This window comes from Bradyrhizobium sp. NBAIM18, from assembly GCF_020193825.1.
GTDB classification, from domain to species: domain Bacteria; phylum Pseudomonadota; class Alphaproteobacteria; order Rhizobiales; family Xanthobacteraceae; genus Bradyrhizobium; species Bradyrhizobium yuanmingense.
On sequence record NZ_JADYVO010000001.1, the window covers coordinates 20,647 to 39,584 of the forward strand.

General features: G+C 64.6%; 18 protein-coding genes. 8 read left to right on the top strand and 10 right to left on the bottom strand.

What is annotated here, in order from left to right; translation table 11 throughout:
- Window positions 1–6: 6 nt before the first annotated feature.
- Entirely contained in the window at window positions 7–924 is a 918-nt protein-coding gene (gene ltnD, locus I6F17_RS00090; protein ID WP_225129494.1) for an L-threonate dehydrogenase, read from the bottom strand.
- Between the two features lie 106 nt (window positions 925–1,030).
- Between ltnD and I6F17_RS00095 the strand changes: the two genes are divergently transcribed.
- Window positions 1,031–1,705 carry an aldolase gene (locus tag I6F17_RS00095; protein WP_225129492.1) on the top strand — a complete coding sequence of 225 codons (675 nt, stop codon included), beginning with the start codon at window positions 1,031–1,033 and terminating at the stop codon, window positions 1,703–1,705.
- A gap of 181 nt (window positions 1,706–1,886) precedes the next feature.
- Here the strand turns inward: I6F17_RS00095 and I6F17_RS00100 are convergent, their stop codons facing one another.
- The 6 genes from I6F17_RS00100 to I6F17_RS00125 form a co-directional block, all read right to left on the bottom strand.
- Window positions 1,887–2,591 (bottom strand): ABC transporter ATP-binding protein, encoded by a 705-nt coding sequence (locus tag I6F17_RS00100; protein WP_225129490.1) that lies wholly within the window; start codon window positions 2,589–2,591, stop codon window positions 1,887–1,889.
- Window positions 2,575–3,306, bottom strand: coding sequence for an ABC transporter ATP-binding protein (locus I6F17_RS00105; RefSeq protein WP_225129488.1), 732 nt, complete (start codon window positions 3,304–3,306; stop codon window positions 2,575–2,577). Before I6F17_RS00105 ends, I6F17_RS00100 begins: the two co-directional genes overlap by 17 nt.
- Window positions 3,303–4,286, bottom strand: a complete 984-nt coding sequence (locus tag I6F17_RS00110; protein ID WP_225129486.1) for a branched-chain amino acid ABC transporter permease — start codon at window positions 4,284–4,286, stop codon at window positions 3,303–3,305. The genes I6F17_RS00105 and I6F17_RS00110 overlap by 4 nt, the downstream gene beginning before the upstream one ends.
- Window positions 4,286–5,164: a branched-chain amino acid ABC transporter permease gene (locus I6F17_RS00115; protein ID WP_225129484.1), complete on the bottom strand. Its 879-nt coding sequence runs from the start codon at window positions 5,162–5,164 to the stop codon at window positions 4,286–4,288. Before I6F17_RS00115 ends, I6F17_RS00110 begins: the two co-directional genes overlap by 1 nt.
- A 171-nt stretch (window positions 5,165–5,335) precedes the next feature.
- On the bottom strand, window positions 5,336–6,580 hold the full coding sequence (locus tag I6F17_RS00120; RefSeq protein WP_036043192.1) for an ABC transporter substrate-binding protein: 1,245 nt from the start codon (window positions 6,578–6,580) through the stop codon (window positions 5,336–5,338).
- A gap of 89 nt (window positions 6,581–6,669) precedes the next feature.
- On the bottom strand, window positions 6,670–7,485 hold the full coding sequence (locus tag I6F17_RS00125) for a putative hydro-lyase (protein WP_225129482.1): 816 nt from the start codon (window positions 7,483–7,485) through the stop codon (window positions 6,670–6,672).
- A 120-nt stretch (window positions 7,486–7,605) separates the two neighbouring features.
- Between I6F17_RS00125 and I6F17_RS00130 the strand changes: the two genes are divergently transcribed.
- The 5 genes from I6F17_RS00130 (at window position 7,606) to I6F17_RS00150 (ending at window position 12,619) form a co-directional block, all read left to right on the top strand.
- Entirely contained in the window at window positions 7,606–8,523 is a 918-nt protein-coding gene (locus tag I6F17_RS00130; protein ID WP_036004923.1) for a LysR family transcriptional regulator, read from the top strand.
- A gap of 32 nt (window positions 8,524–8,555) precedes the next feature.
- Window positions 8,556–9,806 carry a Zn-dependent hydrolase gene (locus I6F17_RS00135; protein WP_225129479.1) on the top strand — a complete coding sequence of 417 codons (1,251 nt, stop codon included), beginning with the start codon at window positions 8,556–8,558 and terminating at the stop codon, window positions 9,804–9,806.
- 12 nt (window positions 9,807–9,818) lie between these two features.
- The gene (locus I6F17_RS00140; RefSeq protein WP_225129477.1) at window positions 9,819–10,730 is read left to right on the top strand and encodes an NAD(P)-dependent oxidoreductase; all 912 of its coding nucleotides are present in this window, start codon (window positions 9,819–9,821) and stop codon (window positions 10,728–10,730) included.
- An 11-nt stretch (window positions 10,731–10,741) separates the two neighbouring features.
- A complete protein-coding gene (locus tag I6F17_RS00145) occupies window positions 10,742–11,815 on the top strand; it encodes a malate/lactate/ureidoglycolate dehydrogenase (protein ID WP_225129475.1) in 1,074 nt (357 codons plus the stop codon).
- A gap of 165 nt (window positions 11,816–11,980) precedes the next feature.
- Complete coding sequence (locus I6F17_RS00150) at window positions 11,981–12,619, top strand: suppressor of fused domain protein (RefSeq protein ID WP_225129473.1); 639 nt, start codon at window positions 11,981–11,983, stop codon at window positions 12,617–12,619.
- Window positions 12,620–12,637: 18 nt separating this feature from the next.
- Here the strand turns inward: I6F17_RS00150 and I6F17_RS00155 are convergent, their stop codons facing one another.
- A complete protein-coding gene (locus tag I6F17_RS00155; protein ID WP_036004872.1) occupies window positions 12,638–13,711 on the bottom strand; it encodes a tartrate dehydrogenase in 1,074 nt (357 codons plus the stop codon).
- A gap of 153 nt (window positions 13,712–13,864) precedes the next feature.
- On the opposite strand from I6F17_RS00155, the gene I6F17_RS00160 reads away from it, so the two are divergent.
- On the top strand, window positions 13,865–14,641 hold the full coding sequence (locus I6F17_RS00160) for an SDR family oxidoreductase (RefSeq protein WP_225129471.1): 777 nt from the start codon (window positions 13,865–13,867) through the stop codon (window positions 14,639–14,641).
- Window positions 14,642–14,757: 116 nt separating this feature from the next.
- Window positions 14,758–16,176 (top strand): amidase family protein, encoded by a 1,419-nt coding sequence (locus I6F17_RS00165; RefSeq protein WP_225129469.1) that lies wholly within the window; start codon window positions 14,758–14,760, stop codon window positions 16,174–16,176.
- A 114-nt stretch (window positions 16,177–16,290) separates the two neighbouring features.
- Here I6F17_RS00165 and I6F17_RS00170 read toward each other — a convergent pair whose 3' ends face one another.
- Entirely contained in the window at window positions 16,291–17,796 is a 1,506-nt protein-coding gene (locus tag I6F17_RS00170; RefSeq protein ID WP_225129467.1) for a hypothetical protein, read from the bottom strand.
- Window positions 17,797–17,827: 31 nt separating this feature from the next.
- A complete protein-coding gene (locus tag I6F17_RS00175; RefSeq protein ID WP_225129465.1) occupies window positions 17,828–18,937 on the bottom strand; it encodes an amino acid ABC transporter permease in 1,110 nt (369 codons plus the stop codon).
- Window position 18,938: the final 1 nt, after the last annotated feature.

Sequence of the window (18,938 nt, forward strand, 5' to 3'; positions counted from 1 at the left end):
CCTCTGTTACTTGTCGCCGGGCAGCTTGACGCCGGTGACCTGCGCATACATGCGCGCGACCGATGCGTCGTCGTCGCGGCCCATGCCGGCGGCCGATGTCATCAGGAACATCTGGAGCGCGGCGGCGGAGACCGGCACGGGGAATCGGGCGCTGCGCGCCATGTCCTGGATGATGCCGAGGTCCTTGACGAAGATCTCCACCGCGCTTCGCGGCGTGTAGTCGCCGTCGAGCACATGCGGCATGCGGTTCTCGAACATCCAGGAATTACCGGCCGAGGCCGTGATCACCTCGTAGACCTTGCGGATGTCGAGGCCCTGCTTGGCTGCGAACGCCATGGCTTCGCTGGCGGCGGCGATGTGAACGCCGGCGAGCAGCTGATTGATCATCTTGAACGCAGCGCCCTGCCCGGCGGCATCGCCGAGCTCGTAGAGCTTTGCAGCCATGGCATCGAGCGCCGGCCGCGCCTTGGCAAAAGCGGCCGAGCTGCCGGAGGCAAGAATCGTCAATTCGCCTTGCGCGGCGCGCTGCGCCCCGCCGGAGATCGGCGCATCCAGATAGTGCCGGCCGGTCGCCTCCAGCTGCTTGGCAAGACGGCGCGCCACGTCGGGATCCATCGTCGCCGAGGAGACGAACACGCTGTCCTTCGGCATGGTCTCGGCGGCGCCATCCTTGCCGAACAGGATGGTTTCGGTCTGCGCGGCATTGACCACCACGCTGACGACGATGTCTGCGTCCTTGGCCGCTTCGGCCGGCGTCTTGGCCCCCGCGCCGCCGTCCTTCACGAAGCGCGCGACGGCATCCGCCGAGACGTCGCAGCCGGTCACGGCATGGCCGGCGCTCTTGAGCGAGGTCGCCATGCCAAATCCCATCGAGCCGAGCCCGACGACGGCAATACGCTGATTTTGTGAGGTGGAGGCGGACATATGCAACTGACCCTTGCGAGCGTTTCCCGGATGGCCGCCCTTTGCGGCAGCTTGGCAACCGAATAACACGGCTTGGCCGCGCTGCCAAAGCGTGAGACAAGCAAGCATGACGGCCATGAGCAATGAAACACGGCTGCGCGAGGACATCTGCCGCTTCGGACGGTCCCTGTTCGAGCGCGGGCTGACGCCGGGCTCCTCCGGCAATATCAGCGTCAAGATGGACGATGGCGGCTGGCTGGTGACGCCGACCAACGCCTCGCTCGGCTTCCTCGATCCCGCAAGACTATCACGGCTGGACCAGCAGGGCCGGCTGGTTTCGGGCGATGCCCCGACCAAGGAAGTTCCGCTGCACAATGCGCTCTACGACACGCGCGGCAGCGCGCGGGCCATCGTGCATCTGCACTCCACGCATTCGGTGGCGCTGTCGATGCTGCCCGAGATCGATCCGCGCGCCGCGCTGCCGCCGATGACGGCCTATTATTTGATGAAATGCGGCGCCACCGCGCTCGTGCCCTATTACCGCCCTGGCGATCCCGCGGTCGCAGATGCGATCAAGGGGCTGGCTGGGAAGTACTCATCCGTGCTGCTCGCCAATCACGGCCCGGTCGTCGCCGGCGACACGCTGGAAGCGGCGGTGTTCGCGACGGAAGAGCTGGAGGAGACGGCGAAGCTGTACCTGCTGCTGCGCGGAATGAACCCGCGGTACTTGTCGCCGGCGCAGGTGACGGATCTGGTGAAGGTGTTCGGGGTGACGCTGCCGGAGCATGGGCACGAGCATTAGCGACTTGCGGTAACGGGTGGACGAGCGTCGCCTCACCACCGCTGTCATTCCCCGCGAAAGCGGGGAATCCAGTACGCCGCGGCTTCTCCGCATATCTCTGACGTCTCGGAGTACTGGATCGCCCGATCAAGTCGGGCGATGACACCGGGTATGTTGCGCGGGCGTGCCCGATACTATTCGGCTACAGCCCCAGATATGCCTTCCGCACATCCGGATTGCCCTTGATCTCGCTGGCTGCGCCCTGCATCAGCACACGGCCGGTCTGCAGGATGTAGGCGCGGTCGGCGATCTCCAGGCATTCGGCCATGCGCTGCTCGACGATGAGGACGGTCATGCCGGAGTCACGGATGAGCTTCACCGCCTGGAAAATTTCGTCGACCAGCTTCGGCATGATGCCCTGCGAGGGCTCGTCCAGCATCAACAGCCGCGGACGCGTCATCAGCGCGCGGCCGATGGCGAGCATCTGCTGCTCGCCGCCGGAGAGCGTCTCGGCGCGCTGCTCCAGGCGCTCCTGAAGGCGCGGGAAGAGCTTGAAGACGAGATCGAGCGGCTCTTCGCGGTTCGCTTCGCCCCTGTAGAGATAGCTGCCGAGGCGAAGGTTGTCCCGCACTGACAGACGCGGAAACAAACGGCGGTTTTCCGGCACATAGGCGATGCCGGTGGCCGTGATGTAATGCTGCGCCATGCCGTCGAGGCGCTTGCCGTCGAAGGTCACGCTGCCCGAGCGCGGACGCTCGGCGCCGGCGATTGACTTCAGCAGCGTCGACTTGCCCGCGCCGTTGGCGCCGGCGACGCAGACGATCTCGCCCTTCTGGACCTCGATCGAGACCGCGGAGATCGCGACCAAGCCCTGATAGGCGGTGGTGACTTCACGCACCGACAGCATGACGATCTCCCAGATATGCCTTGATCACCTTGGGATCGCGGACGACGTCGGCGGGCTTGCCCTCGACCAGCACCCTGCCGAGATCGAGCACGATCGCGCGATCGACGAGCGGCATCACGATCTCCATGACATGCTCGACCATCAGCACGGTGATGCCGGCATCGCGCACCTTGCGCACCAGGGCCACGCCGGTCTGCGCCTCGGTCGGCGTCAGTCCGGTGAGAACTTCGTCGAGCAGCAGCAGCTTCGGTTCGGTCGCAAGCGCCCGCGCGACTTCGAGGCGGCGCTTCTCGGCCGGCACGAGGTCGCTCGCGAGCACGTCGGCGCGCGCGGCAAGGCCGGTGAACTCCAGCACTTCGTGCGCCTTGCGGCGCGCCTCGCGCATCACGGTGGTACGCACGAGGGCACCGACGATGACGTTGTCTATGACCGTCATGGTCTCGAAGCTCTTCACGACCTGAAAGGTGCGGCCGATGCCGCCCCGGCAGCGTTCGGCCGCCGGCAGTTTGGTGACGTCCTCGCCGTCGAATAGAATTGAGCCTTGCGTCGGCGGCAGCACGCCGGCGATCAGATTGAACAGCGTCGACTTGCCGGCGCCGTTCGGGCCGATCAGGCCGACGATCTCGCCGCGGCCGACCGAGATCGAGACGTCGCTGTTGGCGACGAGGCCGCCGAAGCGCTGCCAGACGCCGCGGGTTTCGAGCAGCGCGCTCATCGGGCAGCTCCCGTCTTCTTCGCGCGTGAAAACAGGCTCAGCAGGCCGCGCGGCAGGGCCAGCGAGATCAGAACGATCAGCGTGCCGTAGACAATGAGGTCGACACCCCGCCCCGAGCCGCCGAACTTGAAGCGCGTCAGCTCAGTCAGCGGGATCAGGATGGCCGCCCCTAACACCGGCCCCCACAGGGTGCCGATGCCGCCCAGCACGGCCGGTAGCGCCATCAGCAGCGAGAACTGAAAGCCCATGACGCTTTCCGGATCGATGTAGGAGACGAACTGGGCGTAGAAGCTGCCGCCCACGGCGACAAGGAAGGCGGAGACCGCGGCCGCACCCATCTTGGAATTGAACACGTCGACACCGAGGCTCTCGGCCGCCTCCGGGTTGTCCTTGACGGCGCGCCACCAAAATCCCCACTTGGAGTTTTCCAGCCACCATGTCACGAACCAGGCGAGGCAGCATAGCGCCAGCGCGAAATAGAAGTAGGGCAGCTTGGTGCGCAGAAACTGGAATTTCAGCCAGCTGTCGCCGCGGATCGGAATGGTGATACCCATCGCAGCGCCTGCCCATTCCCAGTTGTGGAACAGAAGCAAGCCGATTTCGGCGATGACGATAGTGGCGATCACGAAGTAATGGCCGCGCAGGCGGAAGAAGGGATAGCCGAGCCCCATCGCGATCAGCGCCGACACCACCCCGCCCGCCAGCATGCCGAACCAGGGCAGCACGCCGAACTTCGTGAACAGCAGCTCGGTGGTGTAGGCACCCAGGCCGAAATACAGCGCATGGCCGAGCGAGATCTGCCCGCAATAGCCGGACAGGATGTTCCAGCTCTGCGACAGCCCCGCATACATCAGCGTCAGGATCAGGATATTCTGGACGACGACGTCCTTCACGAACAATGGCGTCAGCGCGGCAATGGTGGCGAGCGCTGCGGCGAGGATGAGGTCGCGGCGGCGCCGCGCTGCAAAATCCTTATCCATCACATCGATCCGAACAGGCCGCGCGGCCGGATGAAGACGACCAGCAGATAGACCGAGTAGATGCCGACCGATTTCAGCGACGGCGGCAGCACCAGCGCGGTGATCGCCTCGACGAGACCGACGATGATGCCGCCGGCGAAGGCGCCGAACACGCTGCCGAAGCCGCCGAGCGCCACCGTGACATAGGCGATCAGCGCAAAGGAGGCGCCGACGTCGGGATAGATGTAGAAGAACACCGCCATGATCGCGCCTGCGAGACCGACCAGCGCGGCGCCGAGCCCCCAGCCGAACGCGAAGACGCGGTTCTTGTCGATGCCGACGAGCGCGACTGCACCGGGATCCTCGCGGGTCGCTTCGATCGCGCGGCCGAAATCGGTTCGGTGGATGAAGAAGTAGAGACCTGCAAAAGCGGCGATCGAGACCAGCGCGCCGACCAGTTGCGGCTCCGGCAGGAAGATTCCGCCGACCGAGATGGTTTTGCCGCCGAGCCAGGATTGTGGGATGCTGCGATAGTCCGGCGTGAAGAAATACTGCGCAAGGCCGCGCATGACGATGGCGAGGCCGAAGGTGGTGAAGATCTGCACCATGCCGGCGTTGGCCTTGGCCCGCATGGCGAAGCGTACAAGGAGCAGGTAGACGACCGCTCCGAATATGAAGAGTGCCGCAGCGACCAGCGGCGCCGACAGCAAGGGATCAATCGCGAAGAACGCGAACAGGAAGAAGGACAGATACATCGCGATCATCAGGAACTCGCCATGGGCGAAGTTCGTGACGTCCATCAGGCCGAAGATCAGCGCGAGGCCGACCGCGATCAATCCGTAGAGCAGGCCCATCAGAAGGCCGCTCGCGAGACTCTGGATAATGGCTTGGGCTGTCAACTCTGGTCCCCCGTTCGAAACGTCACGACAGGCTTCGTCATTGCGAGCGAAGCGAAGCAATCCAGAAATGTTTCCAGGGAAGCAGTCTGGATTGCTTCGTCGCTTCGCTCCTCGCAATGACGGTGGGAGCAATTTGCTCCCACCCCGCCTGCTCCGCTGCCCTCCGCAGCTTTACTTCATCGGCCAGATCGCCTCGGCGATCGCGGCCTGCGGCGGGAAGATGGTGACGAACTTGCCGCCGACATATTGCAGCAGCACCGGATCAGCGTCGTTGTTCTGGCCCATCTCGTCGAACTTGACGCGCTTCCAGGGCATGATGGTCTTTTCGCCCGGGATGTCGGTCGCGGCAAGCGCGTCGCGGATCTTCTCGCCGTCGGTCGACTTGGCGCGGCTGATGGCGTCGGCGAGGATGATCAGGCCCATGAACTGCCGCGAGGTGAGGTCGTTGAAATCCTTGCCGGACCTGGCCTTGAACATCTCGTTGATCTTGCCGACCATCGGCCGCTTCTGCGCGAGGTCGAGCGAGAAGGTGCCGCGCGAGATCACGCCTTCGAGCTTGTCGCCGACGGCATCGTAGAGCGCCTTCTCGGAGAAGCCGGCGTCCTGCGCCACGATCGCATTCGGCTTGTAGCCGAGCTCGGCCATGGTCTTGACCAGGAGGATGCCGTCGGTGGTGTAGCTCGACGGCATCAGCACGTCGGCATTGGCGGTCTTGAGCTGCTGCACCTCGGCAGAGAGCGAGGGCGAGTTGGCGCGATACTTGATGTCGGTGACGATCTTGTAGGCGCGCTCGCCGGCGATCTTGGTCTGGGCATTGCCGGAATCGGTGCCGAAGATGGTGTCCTCGTGGAACAGCGACAGCGTCTCGATTTTGGTGCCCTTCTTCTTCATGGCGTCGAAGAAGTCGAACATCGCAGCCGAGTACATCTCGTCGTGCGGCGAGGCGCGGAAGTAATATTTCAGGCCGCGGCGGTGCAGGCTCGGCGAGGAATTGTCGGCGGACAGGAACGGGACCTGATAGCGCTCGCAGATCTGGCTGACGGTGACGGCCACCGCGCTCTGGTAAGTGCCGATGACGGCGCAAACCTTCTCCTGCGTGATCAGGCGCTCGGCCTCGGCGCGGCCCTTCTGCGGATCGGCCTGATGGTCGGCGAACACGAGGCGGATCTTGGCGCCACCGAGGCCCGGCAGGCCTTCGCCCTTCGCCAGCGGCAGGTCGAAATCGCTGTCCTTGTTGATGACTTCGAGCGCGGTCTCATAGGCCTTCTGCGCGTCGACGCCCTGCTGCGCGCTGCCGCCGGAGAAGGGATAGATCACGCCGATCACGACTTCCGAGCTCTGTGCGCGCGCTGCCAGCGGCACTAGGGCGGCAGTGGCGGTGGCCCCCAACAACACGTCGCGGCGAGTGATCGTCATGGCAAAGTCCCCTGTTACTGAATTTCGGCTGATCGAATGAAGCGATTGGTGGATGCGGTAAAGCCTGAAGAAGCAGCAGACGCTGCCCACTAAATCACGGCCATGTTTCTGTTCTTGAGATCGGTCACCAGCATCAGGCCGGGCGAATGCGTGATTGCGAACGGCAGCTTCGCGGCGTTGATGACCGATTGCGGCGTTACCCCGCAGGCCCAGAACACCGGGATCTCGTCATCGGCGACCGGCACCGGATCGCCGTAGTCGGGCTTGGCGATATCTTTGATGCCGATCAGGTGCGGATGGCCGAGATGCACGGGCGCGCCGTGCACGGCGGGATAGCGCGAGGTGATCTGTACCGCGCGGATCGCATCGGCCGGCTTGAACGGACGCATCGACACTACCATGGGGCCGGCGAACGGACCTGATACACCGCAGGCGATGTTGGTGCGGTACATCGGCACGCGCACGTTCTTTTCGATGTGCCTGATCGGCATGCCCTCCTCGAGCAGCGCCTCCTCGAACGAGAACGAGCAGCCGAGTACGAAGGTGACGAGGTCGTCGCGCCAATAGCTCTTCACGTCGGTCGGCTCGTCCACGACCTCGCCGTCGCGCCAGACGCGGTAGCGCGGCACGTCGGTGCGGATGTCAAGATCGGCGCCGAGCGAGGGGATGTAAGGGCTGCCGACATCGGACATGCCGATGATCGGGCACGGCTTGGGATTGAGCTGGCAGAAGCGGTGGAACGCACCGGCATATTCCGCCGGCAGGATGGTCAGATTGCCCTGGACATATCCGGGAGCGACGCCGGCGGTGGAGGCGACCAGCCCCCCGCGGTAGGCGAGCCGGGCCTTGCGGCTCGGGAGAGCGTCGGGTGTTTCAGTTTGCTGCGCTGCCACCAAAACAGTCATGTGATCGACCTGCCTATAAACTCGACAAAGACAAGCCAACACCAAGCGTGCTATAAAGTCTAATCTTCGTTTCTAATCAATCTCGATAAATCTGATTTATCGATTGGGAAAATCCTTCCAATGCTGGACTTCAGGTCGATCGAGACATTCCTATGGGTCGTGAAGCTCGGCAGCTTTCGTGGCGCCGCGCAACGCCTCAACACCACCCAGCCGGCGATCTCCCAGCGCATCGCCCAGCTCGAGCGCGAGATGGGCGTGAAGCTCCTGAACCGCGACCATCGCATCGCCTCCCCGACGCCGAGCGGCCGGCAGATGATGGTCTACGCGGAGAAGCTGATCGGCCTGCGCGCTGCGATGATGGCGGAGATCGGCGATGCTTCGGCGATGCGCGGCGTGATGCGGCTCGGCGTCGCCGAGACCATCGTGCACACCTGGCTGCCGCGGCTCGTCAAGAGCGTCAACGAGGTCTATCCGAACCTGTCGCTGGAGATCGAGGTCGACATCACGCCGAACCTCACCGCGCGCCTGCTCGCACAGGAGATCGAGCTCGCCTTCGTGGTCGGACCGCTGTCCGCCTCCGGCGTGCACAACCGCGTGCTCGCCGATTATCCGATCGGCTTCCTCGCGAGTCCCTCGCTCGGGCTCGGCAAGGGCCCGGTGACGCCGGCGGACCTCGCGCGGTTTCCGATCATCACCTTCCCGCGCAAGACCAAGCCCTACGAGGTCGTGCGCGAGGTGTTCGACCGGCCGGAGCTGCCGCCGATCCGCCTGCATGCGTCCGCTTCGCTGGCGACCGTCATCCACATGGCGGTCGAGGGCCTTGGCATCGCCGTGATCCCCGACGCCATCGTCGAGAACGAGCTCGCCGACGGACGGCTGCAGCTGCTCGACACCGATCTTTCCATCGCGCCGCTGACCTTCACCGCGAGCTGGCTGGCCTCGCCCGATGTCGTCGCTGTGGAGCGCGTCGCCGAGCTTGCACGGCAAATTGCGCAGAGCAGCCTCGCGGTTGACGCGCCCGCACAGGCGCGTCATTGAAAAAGGCGCCGGACAAAAGAGAGAACGACCGCATGAGCCGAGCCGCGACCAACCTGCAAATCGATTCCGCCCGCCTGTGGGGCTCCATCCACGAGACCGCGCAATTCGGCGCGACGGCCAAAGGCGGCGTGCGGCGGCTGACGTTGAGCCGTGAAGACAAGCAGGTGCGCGATTGGTTCCGCAAGGCCTGCGAGGATGCCGGACTGGAAGTCCACGTCGACGCGCTCGGATCACAGTTCGGCCTGCGCAAGGGCCGCGACATGTCGAAGCTGCCCGTCGGCATCGGCTCGCACCTCGACACCCAGCCGACCGGCGGCAAGTATGACGGCATCCTGGGAACGCTCGGCGCGCTGGAGGTGATCCGCACGCTGAACGATGCCGGCATCGAGACCGAGGCGCCAATCTGCGTCGTGAACTGGACCAACGAGGAAGGCTCGCGCTTCGCACCGGCGATGATGGCTTCCGCCGCCTATGTCGGCGACTTCACCACAGACGACATTTTGTCGCGCAAGGACGCCGAGGGCACCACCGTCGGCCAGGCGCTCGACGGCATCGGCTATCGCGGCGACAAGCCGGTCGGTTTCCAGAAGCTCGGCTGCTTCGTCGAGCTGCACATCGAGCAGGGGCCGATCCTGGAAGCCGAAGGCAAGACCATCGGCGTGGTCGATTCCGGCCAGGGCGTGCTCTGGTACGACGGCAAGATCTCCGGCTTCGAGAGCCATGCGGGCTCCACGCCGATGCCGCTCCGGCGCGATGCGCTGGCGACCTTGTCGGAGATCGTGTTGGCGATGGAGTCGATTGCGACGAAGCACGGACCGAACGCCGTCGGCACGATCGGCGAGGCCGTCATCGCCAATCCCTCGCGTAACGTCATTCCCGGCGAGATCGCCTTCACCATGGACTGCCGCAGTGCCGATGGCGCCATCATGGATGCGCTCGACCGCGATCTGCGGGCGGCAATCGCCGAGATCGCCGCGCGCCGCAAGGTCGAGGTCAAAATCGATCTGGTATGGCGCAAGCCGCCGACGCATTTCGATCCGAAGCTGATTGCTGCCGTCGAGAACGCCGCGAACACGCTCGGCTATTCCTCGCGCCGCATCACCTCCGGCGCCGGCCACGACGCCTGCAACCTCAACACGATCATGCCGGCGGCGATGGTGTTCGTGCCCTGCAAGGACGGCATCAGCCACAACGAGCTGGAGGATGCGACGCAAGGCGACTGCGCCGCGGGCACCAACGTCCTCATGCATACCGTGCTGGCAGTCGCCGGCGTCGCATCCTGAGCGGAGAGAACCATGCGCGGAGTTTTCGTCGACGCCAATGAATCGCTGGCCGTGATCATGGAGCGGCTGGAAAAGCCTGACGATCCCAAGGTGCGGATCAACAGGAATCCCGACATCACGCCCGAGCAATATCCTGATATTCTCGACGGCGCCGAGATCGCGATCGTCGACCACACCGCACTTCCGACCGAGGTCGCGAAGAGATGCGCCGGGCTGAAGCACGTCGTGTTCCTCGGCACCGGCGCGCGCAGCTACATGAATCCGGAGGAGCTCGCCGAGCTCGGCATCTCCGTGCATCTGATCAAGGGCTACGGCGACACCGCGGTCGCGGAATCCGCGATCGCGCTGATGTGGGCGTCGGCCCGCGTCATTGCGATGATGGACCGCGAGATGCGCGCCGGGAACTGGCTGCGGGAGGACGGCATGCAGCTCACCGGCAAGACGCTCGGCCTGATCGGCTTCGGCGGCATCGCCGCGGAGGTCGCGCGCATCGCGTCCGGCAGCGGCATGAAGGTGATCGCCTGGAACCGTTCGCCGAAGAGCCATCCGGGTGTCGAGTTCACCGATCTCGATACGGTTCTGGCACGAAGCGATGTGGTGTCGCTGCACCTGCTGCTCAACGACGAGACGCGCGGCATGATCACCCGCGAGAAGATTGCGAAAATGAAACCGGGCGTCATCTTCGTCAACACCGCGCGCGCCGCGATCGTCGACGAGGCCGCAATGATCGAGGCGCTGAAGTCGGGCCACATCCGTCATGCCGGACTCGACGTCTTCAACACCGAGCCGCTGCCTGCGGACCACCCGCTGACGAAGATTCCAAACGTGACGCTGTCAGCGCATTCGGCGTTCCGCACGCCAGAGGCGAGCGAGAACCTGATTGAAGCGGCATTGGTCCATTGCCGCCGGATCGTGAAGGGATAAGAGCAACAACAATGGCCGACTATCGCATCATCAAGGCTGAGCCGCTCACCAAGGCCATCCATGCCATCGTCAGGGCCGGCGGCTCCTCGGACCGCGAGGCCGAGCTCGTGGCTACCAATCTCGTCGAAGCCAATCTGAAGGGACACGACTCGCACGGCGTCGGCATGATTCCGCGCTACGTCCAGAGCGTCACCAATGGCGGCCTCGCCGTGAACTCGCACGTCAAGATCGTGCTCGACACCGGCCCACTTCTCACCCTCGACGGCCTCACCGGCTACGGCCAGGTGATCGGCCATGAAGCGATGGAGCTCGCGGCCGAGCGCGCAAAGAAGAACGGCGTTTGCCTCGTCGGCCTCTCAAATTCGCACCATATTGGCCGCATCGGCCACTGGGCCGAGCAGTGCATCGACCACGGCCTGGTCTCGATCCACTTCGTCAACGTGATCTCGCGGCCGATCGTCGCGCCCTGGGGCGGCAGCGACGCACGCCACGGCACCAACCCGTTCTGCGTCGGCATCCCGCGCGCCGGCAAGGATCCCATTGTGCTTGACTTCGCCACCAGCAGGATCGCGCAGGGCAAGACCCGTGTTGCACATAACAAGGGTGTCGAGCTCGAGGCCGGTACGATCATCGATCACGAAGGCAAGCCCACGATCAATCCGCGCTACACCGTGATCCCGCCCTACGGTGCCATCCTCCCCTTCGGCGAGCACAAGGGCTCGGGCCTTGCGCTGGTGTGCGAAATCCTCGGCGGCGCGCTCTCCGGCGGGCAGGTGGTCAAGGGCTCGTCCGACGGCAGGCACAACGTCCTCAACGGCATGCTCTCGATCGTCATCGACCCCGGCAAGCTCGGCACCGGCGAGAACCTTGCACGCGAAGTCGAGAGCTTCGTCGCCTGGCACACCGGCTCGCCGCCTGCCCCCGGCGTCGACAAGGTCAGAATCGCGGGCGAGCCGGAGCGCGAGATCAAGAAGAAACGTCTCGCCGAGGGAATCCCGGTCGACCCAACCACCTGGCAGGAGATCCTAGATGCCGGGAAGAAGTTCGGTCTGGACCAGGCGGCGATCGAGAAGATCGCGAGCTGATGGGAACGAGGCGCGTTCCTCCGCGCCGCCTCGCTCCTCGTGCATAATCGCGCAAGCGAGGATGGACGGCGGCGAACTGTCGAGGTGCGCACGGGACGGGTTTGAACCGCCCCGCATGACCTTGCGACAACGCGGATATATCGACCACATCCGCCCGAGGTTCGCATGCTCTCCCGTCTCGCAAAGTTCGTGTCCGGCTCAAACCGGCCGTCCGGATCCGATCTCTTCCAGCAACGGCTCGCCATCTATGAGAGCGAGCTCGGCGAGCCCGAGCACACATTCACTGATAACGCCGAGCGCCGCATCGACATCCACGCCTTCGGCCGCGATTTCGTCCCGGTCTGCCAGGAGGGCTCCGACGAAGGCTATGTCCTCCTGACCAACGGCATGAGCGAGCAACGGATGCATGGCGTCCCCGGGGACGCCAAGCCCCGGGCCGAGCTGATGTGGTACGTCCGCGAGCCGACCGAAGAGATTTGGGCCAATCTGCGCTGGCTGGCCAATCTGCCGTTCATCGACACGACCTGGTTCGGCTTCGGCCATCGCGTCGCGCTTCCGTGGCCGCCGGTTGCAGGAACGGACTTCCAGACGTTCCTGTTGCTCACACCGATCATCGGCCCCGACAAGGAGATCGCCGAGGCCCTGAAGATCGCCGGCGATCCCGTGGAGATCCTGACCGTGAACCTGATCTCGCATCAGGAGCTCGCGTTGATCAAGTCCGAGGGGCTGGATCCCTTCCTCGATCTGCTCGATGACAACGACTACCCGCCGATCTTCGATCCGGCGCGGAAGTCGTATGTGTGACCATAGGATCCCACCGCGCTAATCCACCATATCCGCCACGGCCTTGCCGCACGCCGTGGTGTCGGCATTGCCGCCGAGATCCTTGGTGCGCAGCGTCCGTTCGGCGAGCGTACGCTCGATCGCCTCGACGATCGACTTGCCGGCTTCCTTCTCGCCGAGATGCTCGAACATCATCGCGCCGGACCAGATCATGCCGATCGGGTTGGCGATGCCCTGGCCGGCGATGTCGGGCGCCGAGCCGTGCACCGGTTCGAACACGGATGGGAAATCGCCCTCCGGGTTGATGTTGCCGGACGGAGCGATGCCGATGGTGCCGGTGCAGGCCGGGCCGAGGTCGGAGAGGATGTCGCCGAACAGGTTGGAGCCGACCACGACGTCGAACCAGTCCGGGTGCAGCACGAAGTTCGCGGTGAGAATGTCGATGTGGTACTTGTCCCACTTCACGCCCGGAAACTTCTTGGCCATCGCCTCCACGCGCTCGTCCCAATAGGGCATGGTGATCGAGATGCCGTTGGACTTGGTCGCCGAGGTCAGGTGCTTCTTGGGCCGCGACTGCGCGAGCTCGAAGGCGAATTTCAGGATACGGTCGACACCGGTACGGGTCATCACCGTCTGCTGCGTCACGAACTCGCGGTCGGTGTCCGGGAACATGCGGCCGCCGACCGAGGAATATTCGCCTTCGGTGTTCTCGCGCACCACCCAGAAATCGATGTCGCCGGGCTTGCGCCCCGCCAGCGGCGACGGCACGCCGGGCATCAGCCGCACCGGGCGCAGGTTGACGTACTGGTCGAACTCGCGGCGGAACTTGATCAGCGAGCCCCACAGCGAGACGTGGTCCGGGATCTTGGCCGGCCAGCCGACCGCACCGAAATAGATCGCATCGTGCTTGCCGATCTTCTCCTTCCAGTCGTCGGGCATCATCTGGCCGTGCTTCTCGTAATAGTCGTAAGACGAGAAGTCGAAATGGTCGAAATGCAGCGAGACGTTGTGCTTCTTCGCCGCCGCCTCCAAAACGCGCAGGCCCTCGGGCATCACCTCCTTGCCGATGCCGTCGCCGGGAATGACCGCGATCCGGTATTGTTTCTTGCTCATCGAGAACGTCCTTGGTTGGTCCGGCAGTCGCCGCCTTCTGACTGCACTGCAATGGACCAAACGCGGCGGCAGTGCAACGCTGCACTGCAATGTTGACCATGGCGCGGGCGAGCGCCTACTGATTTGATCCTGTTCCCACGAACGAGTACCCCCATGGATCTGCATCTGCGCGGCAAGCGCGTCCTGATCACCGGCGCGTCCAAGGGCATTGGCGCAGCCGCCGCCGAGGCGTTCGCCGAAGAAGGCGCGCATCTCCTCCTCGCAGCGCGCAGCGGCGATCAACTCAAGGCGCTGGCCGATCGCTTGCGCGCCTCCCACCAGATCGACGCCGCAACCAGCATCGTCGATCTGCGCAAGGAGGACGACGTGGCCCGGCTGGCGAAAGAAGCCGCCGACATCGACGTGCTCGTCAACAATGCCGGCGATATCCCGGGCGGCTCGATCGACAAGATCGACGAGGCGACCTGGCGGCACGCCTGGGAATTGAAGGTGTTCGGCTATATCAACCTGACGCGCTACATCTACGCTCAGATGAAAGCCAGGGGTGGCGGCGTCATCGTCAACGACATCGGCGCGGCCGGCGAGAAGTTCGACGCCAACTACATCTGCGGCAGCGCCGGCAATGCCGCGCTGATGGCGTTCACACGTGCGCTCGGCGGCAAGAGCCTGGCCGACAACATTCGCGTGGTCGGCATCAATCCCGGCCCCGTCGGAACCGACCGCCACGTCACCCTGCTCAAGACGCGGGCCAAGCACCAGTTCGGCGACGAGAGCCGCTACAAGGAATTCCAGAAGAGCCTGCCGCTCGGGCGCCCTGCGCATGCGCGCGAGATCGGCGACCTCATGGCGTTCCTGGCCTCGGATCGCGCCGGCTATACGTCGGGCGTGATCTACACCGTCGACGGCGGCATCAGCGCCGGATGGGGTTAACTCTATTCTCGTCATTGCGAGCGCAGCGAAGCAATCCAGGAATCTTGCCGCAGTGACAGTCTGGATTGCTTCGCTGCGCTCGCAATGACGACACAACAAGCACGGGAGTAAGATAGTTGTCTCAAGACCTGATCCGCGAAACCGCCTGCACCGTCATCGACAAGCTGCGCTCCGGCGACGTCTCGCCGCTCGAGCTCTTGGACGTGCTGGAGAAGCGCATCAAGGAGGTCGACGGCAAGGTCAACGCGCTGCCGACGCTGTGCTTCGATCGCGCGCGGGAGAGTGCGAAGACACTGATGCAGAAGCCGGCCGGCGCGCGCGGGCTGCTCGCCGGGCTGCCGGTGCCAATCAAGGATCTGACCGACGTTGCAGGCGTGTTGAACACGCAGGGCTCACCGATCTTCAAGGACAACATCCCCGCGAAGTCTGACCTCATGGTCGAGAACCTCGAGGCCAATGGCGCGGTCGTCTACGCCAAGTCGAACACGCCGGAGTTCGGGGCCGGTGCCAACACGTTCAACGAGGTGTTCGGCGCGACGCTCAATCCCTGGGACACGACGAAATCAGCCGCGGGCTCCTCCGGCGGCGCGGCGGTGGCGCTGGCGACCGGCATGGCCTGGCTCGCCCAAGGCTCCGACATGGGCGGATCCTTGCGCAGCCCCGCGGCCTTCTGCGGCGTCGTCGGCATGCGGCCGAGCATCGGCCGCGTCGCGCATACCCCCAAGTCCGGCATCGATCGCAATCTCGGCGTGGTCGGCCCGATGGCGCGCAACGTCGAGGATCTCGCGCTGCTGCTGGATGCCATGAGCGGCGACTATACCGACGATCCGCTGTCGCTGCCGGCTCCCGCAACCTCATTCCTGTCGGCGGCCCAGGCGGGCAAGCGGCCGAGGCGCATCGCCTATTCGCCCGATCTCGGCATCACCCCGGTCGATCCCGAAGTGAAGGCGATCACACGAAAGGCCGCCGAACGTTTCGCCGAAGCCGGCGCCATCGTCGAGGAGGCGCATCCGGACTGGCGCGAGGCGCATGAATGCTTCCACGTGCTGCGCGCCTTCGACTTTGCGATCACCAAGGCCAATCTGCTGCGCACCAAGCGCGACCTGCTCAAGCCCGAGGTGATCTGGAACATCGAGGAGGGTCTCAAGCTCACAGTCGAGCAGCTCGCGCGCGCCGAGGCGCAGCGCGTCGGCATGACGGCGCGGGCAGTCGAGTTCTTCAAGAGCTACGATCTGTTGCTGACGCCGACCACGATCGTTCCGCCCTTCCCGATCGAGCATCGCTATGTCGCCGAATGCGCCGGCAAGAGGTTCGACAATTACGTCGAGTGGCTCGGCATCGTCTACGCCATCACGCTGGCCTGCTGCCCGTCTCTCTCCCTGCCCTGCGGTTTCACGGCCTCGGGCCTGCCGGTCGGCGTGCAGGTGGTCGGCGCGCCGCGCGCCGACGCGCAGGTGATCGCCGGAGCGAAGGTGCTGGAGGATATTCTGGGCCTGCGCGGTACGACGCCGATCGATCCGAAGGTGAAGGACTAGCCTCACTCTCGTGTCCCGGACAAGGGGCAGCGCGCCAGCGCCGCGTCGCAGAGCCGGGACACGAGACCTCACCTCCCGCTGGCCGCCTCCAGGCTGGGACGGTTGCTCGGTTCGCTATTTGGCGATCGGGCAGGAGCCGGGATTAGCGCAGCGAGGAGGCGTCGATCGCGTGGTGCCGGTCGCCTCCTCGGAGCTCGGGCCCACCGCCCCGTTCAGAATGACCGAGACACGCCATCGATATGTTGTTTGCGGCGTCAGACCGGAATCCCCAAAGCTCGCGCCCGTCACGTCGCCAACCGATTGGAACGCACCATCGGGTCCCGCACGCGAAACCCGGTAGGTTGTTCCGTCGTCTCCTGGAGACCAGGCCAGGTCAGCGCCGCTATCCGAAGTATCGATCACCGTGAGCGACTGCGGCGCCGATAGCGAGGGCGCGGTCGCGCCGGCGGGCGCCGCAGCAGCGGCCGTGAGCGCATCCAGCATCGCCTTGATCGCCTTGATTTGCGATCCGGACTTCGTCACGTAGCTATCCTGATGGTTGACGTAACTCCACCAATCCCAACAGGCCTGCGGATTGCTTGGCCAGTATGGGCTGGTCTTGGTCTGCGGATAGAGAATGATCATGCGGTTCGTGTCCGCCCACTCATTGCAGCCGGCCTCATCCACGAATTTGCGTCCGATATCGGCGACGTCCTGCTTGCATCCGTGGAGCGCGACGTGGACTCGACACGGACTGCCCTGCTCGCAATCCCTGGGTACGAACACATAGCCGGTATCGCCCATGCTCAACGCGTCGGGCAGATGCGGCGTGGTATAGATCGATTGATCAAAGCTCTTCACCGAACCTGCAAGCTGCGCGGCATTGGGCGGATTCAAGCGGCCGTAAATATGCTGCAGGATGACGCCGGCCTGGTCATAGCCGCATTGGTCGATATAGGGCGCCGTGTTGGCCTTGCACTCGTTGAGCCCGGGTGCGCCCTGCTTCGCCACGACGAACGAGTGGCCCGCGCCGAGCGTGGCCTGATAGAACAAGTTGCCGCGATTGGCATCCCCCAGATAATGGCGATAGAAATCGGCGGCCGCATCGGTCGCGGCCCTGTCGACGATCGCGTCATTGTAGCCGTGAAAGAGATAGATCTTCTGCCTGCCGACATTGCTGAGAGGGTCGATCTCGCCCGCTGCGGCCTTCGCGTCGGCCTTTGCCGTAAAATCCTTCGGATTCAGATCCGACGCCGGCCCTTTCATGCATGCACCCGTGGCCCGCCGGATCGGCCCCCAGTACCAGGTGACGGCATCAAACGCATCCGCCTTTGCGCACCAATAAGGGCCGCCCGCGACCACGCCGACGCCCTTGATCACCGACGACCATGCCGTGCCGAACTGAACGGCCATGAACGCGCCCGACGAAATTCCCGAAATCGAACTCTCACCGATCGGCGCGCGATAGCGCCGCAACCCCTCGGCGGCGCACGATGACACGCCGAGAGCGGTTGTGAAGATCAGGACGCAAATCTGGGCGGCGGTGAATTGCCGCAAAACGGCCACGCGCATGACAGCCTCGCCAAATCGACCGCAGGAGCAACCTCTGGTATTAGAGATCAAGATCGGAAATCGGCGCAAGCGCAAACAAGCGGCACCAAACGAGAAACCGTCACTTCGGCGTTGTCGGCGCCTCCAGGCTCCGGCTGTAGCGCGACATCGCGAAACAGAAGACGAAGTAGATCGCGGCCACGAAGATGTAGACCTCGACCGAAAACTGCTGCCAGGCGGGATCGATGATCGCGGTCTTCGCCGTCGTCAGCAGGTCGAAGATGCCGATGATTAGCACCAGGCTGGTGTCCTTGAAGAAGGCGATGAAGGTGTTGACCAGCGGCGGGATGACGTGGCGGATAGCCTGCGGCAGGATGATCAGCCGGTGCTTGCGCCAGTAGGACAGGTCGAGCGCGTCGGCGGCTTCATATTGCCCGCGCGGCACGGCCTGAAGCCCGCCGCGGATCACTTCGGCGAGGTAAGCACCGGCGAACAGGATAATCGCGATCTGTGCGCGCAGCAGCTTGTCGATGTTGAATCCGGCCGGCATGAATAGCGGAAACATCACGCTCGCCATGAACAGCAGGCTCACCAGCGGCACGCCGCGGATCAACTCGACATAGAGCACGCTGAGCGAGCGGATCGCCGGCAGCTTCGAGCGCCGCCCGAGCGCGACCAGGATACCGAGCGGAAAGCCGACAGCGAGGCCGAACGTCGCCAAGATCAGCGTCACGGGCAAGCCGCCCCAGCGGTCCTGCGAGACGAAGGACAGGCCGAGCACGCCGCCCCACATCAGCACGCTGATCAGCGCCAGTGCACCGATCCAGAGATAGACCAGCTCGCGCCGCCACAGCGCGCGGCGGGTCGAGAGGTAGTACAGTGCGATGAACAGCACGACCGACAGTGCCGGCCGCCACTGCTCGTCGAACGGATAGGTGCCGAACAGGATGAAGCGATACTTCTCGGGGACGATGGCCCAGCAGGCGCCGAGGCCACGCGCGGCGCGACAGGCGCTGGAATCGTTGGTGGGCGTCAGCCAGACCGCATTGGCGATGCCCCATTGCAGGAAGCTGAAAATGCCCTTGGCGAGCAGCACCATTAGCAGGACGGTGATGATCCCATTCGGGATCGAGGAGAACAGGTTCTTGCGCAGCCAGTGCAGCGCCGGATTGCCCAGCTGCGGTCGGCGAGCGGTCCGGGGTGCATCGGGGATGTCCGTGATCGCGGTCATG

Bases quoted from the DNA above. Each gene is read 5' to 3' on its own strand.
- I6F17_RS00120 (WP_036043192.1), bottom strand. From the start codon at position 6,580: ATGACGATCACTCGCCGCGACGTGTTGTTGGGGGCCACCGCCACTGCC.
- I6F17_RS00135 (WP_225129479.1), top strand. From the start codon at position 8,556: ATGAGCCGAGCCGCGACCAACCTGCAAATCGATTCCGCCCGCCTGTGG.
- I6F17_RS00110 (WP_225129486.1), bottom strand. From the start codon at position 4,286: ATGGATAAGGATTTTGCAGCGCGGCGCCGCCGCGACCTCATCCTCGCC.
- I6F17_RS00175 (WP_225129465.1), bottom strand. From the start codon at position 18,937: ATGACCGCGATCACGGACATCCCCGATGCACCCCGGACCGCTCGCCGA.
- I6F17_RS00125 (WP_225129482.1), bottom strand. From the start codon at position 7,485: ATGACTGTTTTGGTGGCAGCGCAGCAAACTGAAACACCCGACGCTCTC.
- I6F17_RS00155 (WP_036004872.1), bottom strand. From the start codon at position 13,711: ATGAGCAAGAAACAATACCGGATCGCGGTCATTCCCGGCGACGGCATC.
- I6F17_RS00140 (WP_225129477.1), top strand. From the start codon at position 9,819: ATGCGCGGAGTTTTCGTCGACGCCAATGAATCGCTGGCCGTGATCATG.
- I6F17_RS00150 (WP_225129473.1), top strand. From the start codon at position 11,981: ATGCTCTCCCGTCTCGCAAAGTTCGTGTCCGGCTCAAACCGGCCGTCC.
- I6F17_RS00105 (WP_225129488.1), bottom strand. From the start codon at position 3,306: ATGAGCGCGCTGCTCGAAACCCGCGGCGTCTGGCAGCGCTTCGGCGGC.
- ltnD (WP_225129494.1), bottom strand. From the start codon at position 924: ATGTCCGCCTCCACCTCACAAAATCAGCGTATTGCCGTCGTCGGGCTC.
- I6F17_RS00095 (WP_225129492.1), top strand. From the start codon at position 1,031: ATGACGGCCATGAGCAATGAAACACGGCTGCGCGAGGACATCTGCCGC.
- I6F17_RS00160 (WP_225129471.1), top strand. From the start codon at position 13,865: ATGGATCTGCATCTGCGCGGCAAGCGCGTCCTGATCACCGGCGCGTCC.
- I6F17_RS00130 (WP_036004923.1), top strand. From the start codon at position 7,606: ATGCTGGACTTCAGGTCGATCGAGACATTCCTATGGGTCGTGAAGCTC.
- I6F17_RS00100 (WP_225129490.1), bottom strand. From the start codon at position 2,591: ATGCTGTCGGTGCGTGAAGTCACCACCGCCTATCAGGGCTTGGTCGCG.
- I6F17_RS00145 (WP_225129475.1), top strand. From the start codon at position 10,742: ATGGCCGACTATCGCATCATCAAGGCTGAGCCGCTCACCAAGGCCATC.